Origin of the sequence: Actinoplanes subtropicus (assembly GCF_000721705.1) — a bacterium.
GTDB classification, from domain to species: Bacteria; Actinomycetota; Actinomycetes; order Mycobacteriales; family Micromonosporaceae; genus Actinoplanes; species Actinoplanes subtropicus.
This window is the reverse complement of the sequence record NZ_JOJL01000020.1, coordinates 1-11,106: the sequence shown is the minus strand read 5'-3', so window position 1 is coordinate 11,106 and position 11,106 is coordinate 1. Positions and strand designations below refer to the sequence as shown.

Sequence of the window (11,106 nt, the reverse complement as noted above, 5' to 3'; positions counted from 1 at the left end):
CGAGCCGGTGCAGACTCTCGACGCGGGCTGGGACGTCTTAATCCGTGTGCGGCATCCGCTCCGCGGGGATCACGCCCAGCCGGCCCTTCTGGAAGTCCTCGAAGGCCTGGGCCAGCTCCTCCCGGGTGTTCATCACGAACGGCCCGTAGTGCGCCACCGGCTCGCGGATCGGCCGGCCGCCCATCACGAACAGCTCCATCGCCGGGGTGTTCGCATCCTGCGTCCGGTCGGCCTCGACCCGGATCGCCTCGCCCGGGCCGTGGACGGCCAGCTGCCCGATCCGGATCGGCCGCTTCTCCACGCCGGCCGTGCCGCGCCCGGCCAGCACGTAGACCAGGGCGTTGTAGTCGGCCTGCCAGGGCAGGTCGAGCCGGGCCCCGGGCTGCAGGGTGATATGCGCCAGGTTGATCGGGGTGAACGTGGAGCCCGGCCCGGCGTGCCCGGCCACCTCGCCGGCGATCACCCGGATCAGGCTGCCGCCGTCCGGCGTGGTCAGCAGCGCCGCCTGCTTGCCCCGGATGTCCTGGTATTTCGGCGTGATCATCTTCGCCGCCCGCGGCAGGTTCACCCACAGCTGCAGGCCGTGGAACAGCCCGCCGCTCGCCACCAGATGCTCCGGCGGCGCCTCGATGTGCAGGATGCCCTGGCCGGCCGTCATCCACTGGGTGTCGCCGTTGGTGATCGTGCCGCCGCCGCCGAGCGAGTCCTGGTGGTCCATGATCCCGTCGATCATGTAGGTGACCGTCTCGAAGCCTCGGTGCGGGTGCCAGGGCGTGCCCTTCGGCTCGCCGGGCGCGTAGTCGACCTCGCCCATCTGGTCGAGGTGGATGAAGGGGTCGAGCTCGGTGACCGGCACGCCGGCGAAGGCGCGGCGCACCGGGAAGCCCTCGCCCTCGAAGCCGGAGGGCGCGGTGGTGAGCCGGCGGACCGCGCGGAACTCGGCGGTCGGGGCGAGCTCCGGCAGGCGCGGCAGAACGAGGACGTCGTCGACGGTGATGGCGGGCATCTCAGGCCTTCCTCACTTTTTCGAAAACCCGGTGGACGACCTCGAGCTCGTCGGGGTCGAGACGGTCGATGAAGCGGTCCCGGACGGTGATCAGGTGCAGCGGGGCCGCCGTCTCCAGCGCGGCCAGCCCCTCGTCGGTCAGCACGGCCTCCTGGCCGCGGCCGTCCTCGGGGCAGGGCTGCTTCAGCACGAGCCCCCGCTTGACCATCGAATTGATCTGGTACGTGACCCGGCTGGGCGAGAACCACAGCGCGGCGGCCAGCTCGCCCATGCGCAGCCGGTGGCCGGGCGCCTCGGACAGATGAACCAGGACGTGATAGTCGTTCATGCTGAGGCCGGTCTTGGCGCGCAGATCATCCTCGAGCGCCGTGTGCAACGCCCACGAGCTCTCGATGAACGTGCGCCAGGCACGCTCCTCGTCGTCGGTCAGCGGATCGGCCATGCCGAGACTCTAACTCTTTCAAATCTGAAATAACAAGTGCCCTGCGTCACGACCCGGCCACTACGCGTGCCATCAGGTTCGCGAACGCCGCCGGCTGATCGAACATCGCCCGATGCCCCGCGTCCTTGACCGTGACCGTCTGCTTGTGCGGCGCTTTCAACACCGAAGACCAAAGACCTAGTTCCCGTACGCGCGCGGGCACCTCACCCTCCCCCTCCACAAAATAGACGGGTATCGAGAGGGCCGGCACCTGGGTCTTGAAGTCGACGTCGCGGGTCCGCGGGTAGAACGCGTCGAACGAGTCCAGGAAGCCGGACAGCACGTGGACCTTCTCGAGCGCCGACAGCTCGGGCGCCTGCGCGTCGGCGACCAGGGCGGCGTCGTTGCCCGACCCGAACACCCGGTCCTCGTTGAGCAGCATCGGCTCGTACCCGTAGATGTTGGCGTAGGGCGGCGGGCCCACCTGGGTGAGCGCCGCGGCCAGCCGGGTGTCGTGCGAGCGCGCCCAGGCGAGCGTGTCGTCGTACTGGCCGCGGTCGCTCGCGGTGGGGTCGGCCAGTTGCGCGACCCCGACGTACGCGAGGAAGTCGGTCGGCTGCTCCTGTGCCGCGAGGGTCGCCGGGATCGTCCCGCCCCCGTGCGCCACCAGGTAGATCCTGTCCTGCCGGAACCGGGCCCGCAGGTAGTCGGCGGCCGCGAGCACGTTGTGCGTCTCGTCGTCCACCGTGAACGTCGGCGTCGGATCGAGGTCCCCGAACGATCGCCCGCCACCGCGCCGATCCAGGGTCGCGACGAGGAACCGCTGCTCGAGGACCCCGAGGCGGTCACGCATGGCGGCCAGTTCCGAGCCGCCCGGCAGATCCGGGACGAACAGCAGAACGGGGAGGTTCGGTCGAGCGCCGCGGATCATCAAGCCGAGTTTCCCGGCGTACGCAAGCTCGGAGACCCCGCCGGTGATCGGCGCGACCCGCCCCGGCAGCGCGACGACCACCCCGGTCGCGACCACCACCAGCGCGAAGACGGCGGCCAGGAACTGCCCGGCGAACCGCCAGGCGCTGCGGCTCTGCCGCCGGGACCCGGCCCCGTAGGCGGCGCCCACGCCCATCGGCAGCAGTGTGAGCAGCGCGTACAGCCCGCGCCCCACGACCAGCGCGAGCACCCCGAGATACGTGGCCCGCGGATAGTCGACCGTCGGCCCGCTGAACCCGACCCGGGTGACCTCCCCGGCCGCCGCGAACAGCACCGGCGCCCAGACGATCGCCGCCCGCGACCGGTAGACCCGCCCGGCCACCACGCCCACCACGACGCTGACCGCGATGATGACCAGCGCCTCGTACGGGAAGATCGGCCCGCGCGGCCGCCAGAAGGCCGCGACCACTCCCCAGACGAGCGCCGGCAGCAACCCCACGGCTCGGAGCATGCTGGGACGTTAATGGAAATTCAGTCCCCCGCGCGCGCCCGGCGCCGTTAACTTCCGTGCCATGATTGCCCGCCCGGCCACCGCCCGTGACGCGGACGAATTGGTCCGCCTACGTGCCGTAATGCTAACCAGCATGAACCATCCTATTGGGGACGACGACTGGCGAGCCCCGGCCCGAACGACTCTGGTCGCCAGATTGGCCTCGCCGACACTCGCGGCCTTCGTGGTGGACCGCCCCGACGGCACCGGCCTCGCGGCGTGCGCCGTCGGCACGATCGAGCACCGGCTGGGCGCCCCCGGCGACCCGGAAGGCCGCACCGGCTACGTCTTCAGCGTCGCCACCGACCCGGACATGCGAAGGCGAGGCTACTCCCGGCAGTGCATGACCGCGCTGCTGGCGTGGTTCCGGGCGCAGGGCGTACGCAAGGTGGATCTGCGAGCCTCAGCGGAGGCCGAACCGTTGTATCGGTCGCTGGGGTTCGGCCGCACCGCCGATCCGGCCATGCGGCTCCGCCTCGACCCCTGAACCAGGTCCTCGGCGAGGGAGGCTGGGATGGCGGGTCAGGTGGCGATGGCGTCGTGGACGGCGACCCGGTGGGTGTCGGGGTCGGACCAGCTCCAGTTGGGGTGGGCCCGGTTGGTGAGCAGGACGATCACCTGGCGGCGGGCGGGGACGACCAGCAGGGACGTGCCGGTGAAGCCGGTGTGCCCGAAGCTGGTGGCCGAGGCCAGCTTGCCCATGAACCAGGGCTGGTTGATCTCGACGCCGAGGCCGTGGTCGGCGGTGCGGTGGGGGCGATCGGGGTCGATGGCCGGCTTGCCCTTGTTGACGTTGGTGAGCATCTGCTTGACGGTTGCCGCCGAGAGGATGCGTTTGCCGTTGTAGGTGCCGCCGGCCAGCAGCATCTGGCCGATCGCGCGGCGGGGAGTTCGACCGGCCCGGCCTGGTAGCGCAGGGCGTGCCCGACCGCGGTGACCATCAGGGTCTTGTTGTCCTGCAGGACGAGCGCGACGGCTCCGGCGTACCCCGGGTGCTTGGGGTTGTCGCTGGTGGGCTTGAGGTACTTGGTCAAGGTTGTCTTGACCTTCGCCGCGTACGGCGGACCGGCCGCCGCCGCGGCGCTGTGCCCCCTCGCCGAGGTGGCGGGATTCACCGTCCCGGCGGCGCCGCGGGTCGCCGCCAGTGTCTCCTCGGTCGCGACTCAGAGACTCTTGTCGAATCATTTCCGTGATCGATAGCGTCCTGCCGTCTCGACGGCCGACTGCGGGGAGAGCCGCGATGGCGCATGCCGAGGCCGACGGCCGAGCTCAACGGGCGCTTCAACGGGCGAAGCCGTGCGCCGCCACCACGGCCCGCAGTGCCCGGGCGGCGTCGGTGCGAAACAACTGGGCCAGCGCGGTGGCCGGCGCGGGCAGGCCGAACCGGGCCATGAGCAGCGGGTGGCGCGGGACGCCGAGCAACGGCCCGAGCAGGTCCTCGGTGAGGGTGTCGTGGTGGGCCGACGGACCGGCGAACGAGCGGCGCCAAACCGGCCCGTCCGGTCCCAGGCCCTCGGCGGTCTCGGCCACGCTCGTGTGCAGGGCGGCGGCGCCACCCCCGTCGAGCACGTGCGCGCAGTCGACCTGCGGGTGCCGCCACTCCAGCCCGTACGCCCGAAGATTCAGACGGCGGAACAGGGGCGGGCCGACCGCCCAGCAGCGTCACCTGGACGCCCCCGGTGGCCAGCAGGGTGGGCGACGTCGGCCGCCGCCCGATCGCTGACACCTCTACCCTCGGGGGATGGCCGATCATCGCGAGGTGGAGCGGGCGCTTCGGGCGGCCGGCTGGACCGACGGCGGCGCGGGGGACTGGGCCATCGCCCTGCGCTCGCCGGACGGCGCCCGAGCCGCCCGGATCAGCCCCTTCGACCCGACCGGGCCCTATTCCGCGGCGCTCTACCGGGAGGCCGCGCACACCCGCCAGGTGCCCGCGCTGTTCGAGCACCGGCGCCTGGCCGGCGGCGGCGACCTGCAGGTGATAGAGTGGCTGAGCCCGGTGCCCGAGGCCGAGGCGATCGCCTTCCACGAGGCCATCGCCCGGGGCGACGCCGAGGTGGCCGGGCTGGTCGAAGTGATCCGCCGGGTGCACGAGCGGGCCCGGCGCGACCTGCCCTGGTGCGGCCCGCTCGACCACAACCCGGACAACGTCCGCCGCACCGCCGACGGCCGGCTCGTCGTCGCCGACCTGTACTACGCCGACGGCCCCGACCTCTACGAGACCGCCGCCACGAACCCCGACCTGGTCGTCGCCCGCATCCCCGCGGACCAGCGGCGGTTCATGACGGAGATCCCGCTGACCTACTCGGGGCCGTGGGACCCGGGGGAGCGGGAAGCCATGCGGGCCGGCCTGGCGGCTGCCGACGCCCGGGCGGCCATCTAGGCGGCCGGGCGGCCATCTAGGCGGCCGGCTCCAGCGTGAACGAGGCCGGGGAGCCCGCCACGATCGGCTCGGCCGGCGGCTCGGTGACGGCCAGCCGGGCGACCGGCGGCGGCTCCACCGGGATCGGCACCGCGGCGGCGCCCGCACCGGTCGGGCGCGGCTTGCGCTTCGGCGACCGCGCGGAGGCGTTGCCGCCCCGGCCCGGGTAGACGTACAGCCCGTTGACCGGGTCGGGGGTCGCGTCCAGCGCCGCCGTCACCACCGGCAGGGCGCGGAAGCGCTCCCACTCCTCCGACTCACGGAACGCCACCTCCAGGACCACGCCGCCGGGAATCACCGTCCACTCCCAGCGACGGGCCCCGTTGGTGATGGCTGCTTCGAGGAGTGCCTCGCCGTAGCCGTCCTTCCAGCGCTGCGCCGGCAGCACCCCGTCGCGGACCTCGATCGACCACCACCGCATGCTCATGTCTTCGAAGGTACGCCTCAGTTTCATGTTTGCTCCATTATCATCAACGCCGTTCAGGAGGACGGGCATGGCGTACCGGGTGGAGTACAACGGCGAGGAGATCGAGCTCGCCACCCTGGACGCCGCCCTCAACTGCGCCCGCAGCGCGATCGCCAACGACATCGACCGGTTCGACGGCTGGGCCGTCGAGCACGACGAGGATGTCGACGACTGGTTCGTGCAGGCGGTGCGCAACGGCCGGCGGGTCGGGCCGACCGCGGTGATCACCGGGCCGGGCGCCCGGGTGATCGAGGAGTGGGAGCGACGGGTCTCGTTCGTCGGCCGCACCCCGGCGGAGGCGTTCGCGATGGCCGCCGAGTGGCTGCGGCGCCGGCCGGACATCGACGTGCTGGGCGATGTCGGCTGGCACCACACCGCGAACGGCCACCAGCTCCGCATCTACTACCGCGGCTGAGTCACGCCGCCTCGTGCCGTACCGAATCGGCCAGGTCGGCCCGCAGCTTCGCGAAGTCGACCTCGTGGTCGGCCAGGATCCGGCAGGCCAGCCCCTCGCCCTCGCGCAGCAGGCCGAGCATGATGTGCTCGGGCGCGATGAAGTTGTGGTTCAGCCGGATCGCCTCCCGCAGCGACAGCTCGAGCACCTTCTTCGCCCGCGAGGTGAGCGGAAGATGTCCGCCGGTCTTCCGGCCGAACAGGCCGCGCCGCCGGGGCGACGGCCGGGACAGTTGCAGCGAGCCGGCCCCGAAGCTCTCCTCGATCGCGGCCCGCACCTTGGCGAGGTCGATGCCGATCGCCTTGAGCGCGGCCGCGTCCTCGGCGTCGGTCTCGGTGAACGACAGGTCGAGCTCGAACTTGTCGCCGACCAGCCGCTGGATGTCCGCGCGGACCGCGGCCTCGACCACCCCGGCCGGCCGCAGCAGGCGACCGGTCGAGCCCTGCGGGTCGTGGATCAGGCCGAGCAGCACGTGCTCGGTGCCGATGAAGGGATGGCCCAGCCGGCGAGCCTCCTGCTGAGCGTTGATGACGACCTCGCGTGACGCCGTCGTGAACCGTTCGAACATCTCAGCCCTCCCGTGGGTCGCGCGCGGGGATCAGGTGCGCGTGCTTCTTGTGAACGCCCTGGCGGGTCACGTCGAGCGCGTCGGCGATCTCCTGCCAGGACCAGCCGTTGCGGCGAGCGTTGGCGACCTGCAGATGCTCCAGCCCTTCGAGCAGGCGGCGCAGTGCCACGACGGCACGCAGCCCCACCCGGGGATCGGCACTGCCGGCCGCCGCCGCGAGGTCGGTTGCCTCAGTCATGCTGTCAACTTACGTTGACATGCCCGCAAACGTCAACCCCGGTTGACACAAACGCAAAACCACTTGGACGTACGGGAGACACAAGTCCCCGGTGCAGCGCCTCGCGCCGTCGTGGGTCACCCTCCGACCGCGGCCTCCGGGCTGTCCTGCATGGCAAAACAGCACGGCCGCAACCCTGGCGGGGGTTGCGGCCGTGGCCGGTGCGGGTGACTCAGTTGGGGTTGCCGACTCCGGTGAGGATGCGGCTGCGGATGTAGCGGCCCGTCGCCGTCAGCACGCCCGTGCCGGCGAAGTTCGTGCCCGCGCAGGTGCCCTGCTTGAAGACGGCGTTCGATTCGTGGCTGTCGGAGAAGCTCCACATGCCGTACGAAATCTTGTTGCTCTTGAGCAGGTCCAGCCAGGCGGTGGTGCTCGTGAAATCGTTGGTGCCGTCGCCGGTGAAGGTCTGGCTGCCGAACTCGGTGACGAAGAGCGGAAGTTCCTTGGCCGCCCGGGCCACCACGGCCCGGCGATCGGCGCCGTGCGAGGCGGCGTAGAAGTGGAACGTGTACATCACGTTCTTGAAGTTCACCGGGTCCGCCAGGATCTCCTTCTCGTCGCTGCCGTCGGTGAGGCCCAGCGACGAGAAGCCGCGGGTGCCCACCAGCACGACGCTGTTCGGCGCGTTCTTCCGCACCACCGGGATCACCTGGTCCGCGTACGACTTGATCGCGTCCCAGCTCACGCCGTTCGGCTCGTTGGCGATCTCGTAGAGCACGTTGGTGTTGCCGGCGTGCTTGGCCGTCACGTTCGCGAAGAAGGTCTTGGCCAGGCCAAGGTTGAAGTTGGGGTCACCCGGCGTGAGGATGTGGAAGTCGACCACGACGTAGAGGCCGAGCGCCGTAGCGGTGTCGACCAGGCCGTTCACCTTGTTGGTGAAGCCGGTCGGGTCGCTGGCGAGGCCGCCCTCCTGCACGTACATCGACAGCCGGATGAAATCGGCCTTCCAGTCGTTGCGCAGCGCGTTCAGCGAGTTGGCGTTCACGCAGTTCGGGAAGAACTGCAGGCCGTGGCTGCTCATGCCGCGCAGCTGGATCGGCGTGCCGGACTGGTTGCACAGGTGCACGCCGCAGACGCTCAGCTGGCCGTTGACCGCCACCGGGGAGCCGGCCGGCGCCTTCGTGCCCGGCTGGGCCGGCGCGGGAGCCTGGGTGGTCGGCGCCGGCGCGACGGATGCGGTCGCGGTCGGAGCCGGGGCCGGGGCCTTCGTCGGGGCCGGAACGGTCGCCTTGTTCAGCGTGCAGGCGGAGAGGCCCTCGGCGTTGAGGTTGGGCTTCGGGGCGTTGCGGCCGATCGCCGTCTCGATCCGGTTGATGGTGGCGAAGCGCTTGTCCTTGAGCGGGCCGAGGATCGCGTTGTTGATGAACTGAGGGCCGCCCTGGCCGACGGTGGTGCGCAACCGCTGGTTCGCCTCGTCGATCTGGGTCTTGAGCAGCTCCAGGTTCCGGTCGACGTCGGCCTTCTGCTGGGCCGGCACGGCGACGGTGATCTTCACCGTCGGGCAGTTGACCGTCGGCACCGGCTGGGCCGCGGTGGCGGCCGCCGACAGCGCCGTGTTCTGCTTCTTCGACGCGCCGCCGTTCTTGTTCAGCGTGCAGGCGGAGAGGCCCTCGGCGTTCAGGTTGGGCTTGGGGGCGTTGCGGCCGATCGCCGTCTCGATCCGGTTGATGGTGGCGAAGCGCTTGTCCTTGAGCGGGCCGAGGATCGCGTTGTTGATGAATTGGGGCCCGCCCTGGCCGACGGTCGTCTTCAGCCGGTTGTTGGCCTCGTCGATCTGGGTGTTGAGCAGCTTGAGGTTGTTCTGCACGTCGGCCCGCTGCTGGGCCGGCACCGCGACGTTGACCGCGACCTGGGGACAGTTGACCGTAGGCACCGTCTCGCTGGCGGAGGCGATGCCCAATCCGGCGCCGGCCACGACGACGGCGACGCCGGCGACCGCGTACGCTTGCCACCGGCGCTGTTTGAATCGGCCCAGACCGACCTTGGATCTGTACATTGGAACCCGCGCCTCTCCCGAGTTTGCCTACGGCAAGCCATACGGGAGCGCTCCCACGAGCGGATCAAGACTTAAGGCGAATTTCATGAGGTGGGTGCTGGGCTGGGCCGACGAGCGGGCGCGGTCATTCCTATTCGACCTGCTCGTGTCGCTTTTCGTGGTCACCCTGGCGCTGACCAGTGTGCCGCGGACGATGACCGGCCCGGTGCGGGCGATCGGGTTCGGCATGGCGATGGCCCTGCTCGTCCGGCGTCGCTTCCCGCTGTCCACCATGGCGGTGGTGTCGCTGCTCGCGCTGCAGCAGGTCCTCTGGTTTCCGCCGGCCGACGACCCGGTGCCCTACGACGCGGCCGTGCTGATCGCGATGTATTCGGTGGTCAAGTACGGCCGGTGGCTGTCCGACGCGGTGCTCGCCGCCGTGCCGGTGGCCATCGGCATCGTGTTCGAGGTGGTCCGGCACCCGCAGCGCGATCAGCTCTACGTGATCGCGTTGTACCTCGCCCTGTGCGGCGGCACCTGGCTGGGCGGCCTGGCCGTGCGCACCCGCCGGCAGTATGTGGCCGGGCTGGAAGAGCGGGCGGCCACCGCCGAGCGGGAGCGCGACCACCTGGCCCGGATAGCGGTCGCCGAGGAGCGCGCCGCGATCGCACGGGAGCTGCACGACGTGGTGGCGCACAGCCTCGCCGTGATGATCGTGCAGGCGGACGGGGCGAGTTATGCGCTGGACGCCGAGCCGGCCCAGGCCCGGGCGGCGATCAAACAGGTCGGCGCCACCGGGCGGGAGGCGCTCGAGGACATGCGGCGCCTCGTCGGGGTTCTCCGCGGCGCCGGCGATGCGCCGCCGGACGCGGACGAGCATCGGCGGATCACCCTGGAGCAGCTGGTCGAGCGGGCCCGCTCCGCCGGGCTCCCGATCGCCGTCGAGGTCCAGGGCGAGCGGACGGGGGTGCCGCCGGCGGTGGAGCTGACCCTCTACCGGCTGGTCCAGGAGTCGCTCACCAACGTGCTCCGGCACGCCGGGCAGGGCGCGACCGGGCGGCTCACCGTTCGGTACGCTCCGACATCCGTGGAGATGGAGATGGCCGACGACGGCAGCGGGGCCATCGCGCCGACGCCGGACCGGCCGGACGGGCATGGGTTGATCGGGATGCGGGAGCGGGTGGCCGTGCACGGCGGCGAGTTCGAGGCCGGCCCGGTGCTGGGCGGCGGCTGGCGGGTGCGCGCCACGATTCCGCTGGGGGCGGGGTGAACGCGCCGACCCGGGTCGTCGTCGTGGACGACCAGCCGCTGGTCCGGGCCGGGTTCCGGATGATTCTCGCGGCCCAGCGGGACCTGTCGGTGGTGGGCGAGGCCGGCGACGGCGCCGAGGCGCTGCGGCTGCTGAGCGCCGTGCCGGCCGATGTGGTCGTGATGGACGTGCGGATGCCGGTCATGGACGGCGTCGAGGCCACCCGGCGGTTGCGCGCCCGGGGCGCCGAGACGCCCCGGGTGCTGGTGCTCACCACCTTCGACACCGACGCCGACGCGTTCGCGGCGCTGCAGGCCGGCGCGAGCGGCTTCCTGCTCAAGAACGCGCCGCCCGAGGACCTGCTGGCCGCGATCCGCGTGGTGGCCGGCGGCGACGCCGTGGTGGCGCCGCGGATCACCCGGCGCCTGCTCGACCGGTTCGCCGACCAGATGGTGGCCCGCCCCGGCACGGCCGGCGGTGACGATCCGCTGGCCGTGCTCACCGAGCGCGAGCGGGAGGTGCTGGTGCTGGTGGCGCAGGGCCTGTCCAACACCGAGATCGCCGAGCGGCTGGTGCTCGCCGAGGCCACCGTCAAGACACACGTCGGCCGGATCCTGACCAAGCTCGAGCTGCGCGACCGGGTGCAGATCGTCGTCTTCGCCTACGAGACCGGCCTGATCCGGCCGGGATCTTAGGGCCTATCTGGTGGATCACGCGGGGCTGCGGCGTGGCCCAGGTGGCGCCTGACGGCGTCCGCGAAACGGCCACATCCAACACCGGGATGCGACCGC

Annotated in this window: 14 protein-coding genes and 1 pseudogene; 5 read left to right on the top strand and 10 right to left on the bottom strand. The window is 71.4% G+C overall.

Features of this window, described 5'->3' with window-relative positions:
* Positions 1-37: 37 nt before the first annotated feature.
* Genes IH26_RS0125295 through IH26_RS0125285 form a run of 3 tightly spaced genes read right to left on the bottom strand, consistent with a single transcriptional unit; the run spans position 38 to position 2,868 of the window.
* A complete protein-coding gene (locus tag IH26_RS0125295; RefSeq protein WP_030438723.1) occupies positions 38-1,006 on the bottom strand; it encodes a pirin family protein in 969 nt (322 codons plus the stop codon).
* Between the two features lies 1 nt (position 1,007).
* Positions 1,008-1,448: a MarR family winged helix-turn-helix transcriptional regulator gene (locus IH26_RS0125290; protein ID WP_030438722.1), complete on the bottom strand. Its 441-nt coding sequence runs from the start codon at positions 1,446-1,448 to the stop codon at positions 1,008-1,010.
* A 46-nt stretch (positions 1,449-1,494) separates the two neighbouring features.
* Complete coding sequence (locus IH26_RS0125285; protein ID WP_030438721.1) at positions 1,495-2,868, bottom strand: alpha/beta fold hydrolase; 1,374 nt, start codon at positions 2,866-2,868, stop codon at positions 1,495-1,497.
* Between the two features lie 133 nt (positions 2,869-3,001).
* On the opposite strand from IH26_RS0125285, the gene IH26_RS0125280 reads away from it, so the two are divergent.
* A complete protein-coding gene (locus IH26_RS0125280) occupies positions 3,002-3,394 on the top strand; it encodes a GNAT family N-acetyltransferase (protein WP_342668304.1) in 393 nt (130 codons plus the stop codon).
* Positions 3,395-3,429: 35 nt separating this feature from the next.
* Here the strand turns inward: IH26_RS0125280 and IH26_RS58230 are convergent, their stop codons facing one another.
* Together IH26_RS58230 and IH26_RS0125265 are read right to left on the bottom strand one after the other, a co-directional pair.
* Positions 3,430-4,092: a serine hydrolase gene (locus tag IH26_RS58230; protein WP_084599055.1), complete on the bottom strand. Its 663-nt coding sequence runs from the start codon at positions 4,090-4,092 to the stop codon at positions 3,430-3,432.
* 96 nt (positions 4,093-4,188) lie between these two features.
* The gene (locus tag IH26_RS0125265; RefSeq protein WP_030438717.1) at positions 4,189-4,476 is read right to left on the bottom strand and encodes a hypothetical protein; all 288 of its coding nucleotides are present in this window, start codon (positions 4,474-4,476) and stop codon (positions 4,189-4,191) included.
* 172 nt (positions 4,477-4,648) lie between these two features.
* Here IH26_RS0125265 and IH26_RS0125260 point away from each other — a divergent pair, with 172 nt between their 5' ends.
* Positions 4,649-5,287 carry a hypothetical protein gene (locus tag IH26_RS0125260; RefSeq protein WP_030438716.1) on the top strand — a complete coding sequence of 213 codons (639 nt, stop codon included), beginning with the start codon at positions 4,649-4,651 and terminating at the stop codon, positions 5,285-5,287.
* Between the two features lie 16 nt (positions 5,288-5,303).
* Here the strand turns inward: IH26_RS0125260 and IH26_RS0125255 are convergent, their stop codons facing one another.
* Entirely contained in the window at positions 5,304-5,753 is a 450-nt protein-coding gene (locus IH26_RS0125255) for a hypothetical protein (protein ID WP_245665496.1), read from the bottom strand.
* Between the two features lie 67 nt (positions 5,754-5,820).
* Between IH26_RS0125255 and IH26_RS0125250 the strand changes: the two genes are divergently transcribed.
* Positions 5,821-6,207, top strand: a complete 387-nt coding sequence (locus tag IH26_RS0125250) for a hypothetical protein (protein WP_030438714.1) — start codon at positions 5,821-5,823, stop codon at positions 6,205-6,207.
* Position 6,208: 1 nt separating this feature from the next.
* On the opposite strand, the gene IH26_RS64885 is transcribed toward IH26_RS0125250, so the two are convergent.
* From IH26_RS64885 to IH26_RS63085, 4 genes and pseudogenes are all read right to left on the bottom strand, one after another.
* Positions 6,209-6,619, bottom strand: coding sequence for a Clp protease N-terminal domain-containing protein (locus IH26_RS64885; protein WP_483757044.1), 411 nt, complete (start codon positions 6,617-6,619; stop codon positions 6,209-6,211).
* Between the two features lie 3 nt (positions 6,620-6,622).
* Positions 6,623-6,814, bottom strand: a pseudogene (locus IH26_RS63090) (Clp protease N-terminal domain-containing protein); the annotation flags it as partial.
* Between the two features lies 1 nt (position 6,815).
* A complete protein-coding gene (locus tag IH26_RS0125240; RefSeq protein ID WP_030438712.1) occupies positions 6,816-7,052 on the bottom strand; it encodes a hypothetical protein in 237 nt (78 codons plus the stop codon).
* Positions 7,053-7,263: 211 nt separating this feature from the next.
* Positions 7,264-9,087 carry a glycoside hydrolase family 5 protein gene (locus IH26_RS63085; RefSeq protein ID WP_051808491.1) on the bottom strand — a complete coding sequence of 608 codons (1,824 nt, stop codon included), beginning with the start codon at positions 9,085-9,087 and terminating at the stop codon, positions 7,264-7,266.
* Positions 9,088-9,172: 85 nt separating this feature from the next.
* Between IH26_RS63085 and IH26_RS62220 the strand changes: the two genes are divergently transcribed.
* Entirely contained in the window at positions 9,173-10,336 is a 1,164-nt protein-coding gene (locus IH26_RS62220; RefSeq protein ID WP_051808490.1) for a sensor histidine kinase, read from the top strand.
* Positions 10,333-11,010: a response regulator gene (locus IH26_RS0125225; RefSeq protein WP_030438709.1), complete on the top strand. Its 678-nt coding sequence runs from the start codon at positions 10,333-10,335 to the stop codon at positions 11,008-11,010. The genes IH26_RS62220 and IH26_RS0125225 overlap by 4 nt, the downstream gene beginning before the upstream one ends.
* The last annotated feature ends 96 nt before the right edge of the window (positions 11,011-11,106 follow it).

What these genes read in the sequence shown, in the direction of transcription:
- IH26_RS0125295 (WP_030438723.1), bottom strand. Translation starts at nt 1,006, where the DNA reads ATGCCCGCCATCACCGTCGACGACGTCCTCGTTCTGCCGCGCCTGCCG.
- IH26_RS0125290 (WP_030438722.1), bottom strand. Translation starts at nt 1,448, where the DNA reads ATGGCCGATCCGCTGACCGACGACGAGGAGCGTGCCTGGCGCACGTTC.
- IH26_RS0125285 (WP_030438721.1), bottom strand. Translation starts at nt 2,868, where the DNA reads ATGCTCCGAGCCGTGGGGTTGCTGCCGGCGCTCGTCTGGGGAGTGGTC.
- IH26_RS0125280 (WP_342668304.1), top strand. Translation starts at nt 3,002, where the DNA reads ATGAACCATCCTATTGGGGACGACGACTGGCGAGCCCCGGCCCGAACG.
- IH26_RS58230 (WP_084599055.1), bottom strand. Translation starts at nt 4,092, where the DNA reads ATGATTCGACAAGAGTCTCTGAGTCGCGACCGAGGAGACACTGGCGGC.
- IH26_RS0125260 (WP_030438716.1), top strand. Translation starts at nt 4,649, where the DNA reads ATGGCCGATCATCGCGAGGTGGAGCGGGCGCTTCGGGCGGCCGGCTGG.
- IH26_RS0125255 (WP_245665496.1), bottom strand. Translation starts at nt 5,753, where the DNA reads ATGAGCATGCGGTGGTGGTCGATCGAGGTCCGCGACGGGGTGCTGCCG.
- IH26_RS0125250 (WP_030438714.1), top strand. Translation starts at nt 5,821, where the DNA reads ATGGCGTACCGGGTGGAGTACAACGGCGAGGAGATCGAGCTCGCCACC.
- IH26_RS0125240 (WP_030438712.1), bottom strand. Translation starts at nt 7,052, where the DNA reads ATGACTGAGGCAACCGACCTCGCGGCGGCGGCCGGCAGTGCCGATCCC.
- IH26_RS63085 (WP_051808491.1), bottom strand. Translation starts at nt 9,087, where the DNA reads ATGTACAGATCCAAGGTCGGTCTGGGCCGATTCAAACAGCGCCGGTGG.
- IH26_RS62220 (WP_051808490.1), top strand. Translation starts at nt 9,173, where the DNA reads ATGAGGTGGGTGCTGGGCTGGGCCGACGAGCGGGCGCGGTCATTCCTA.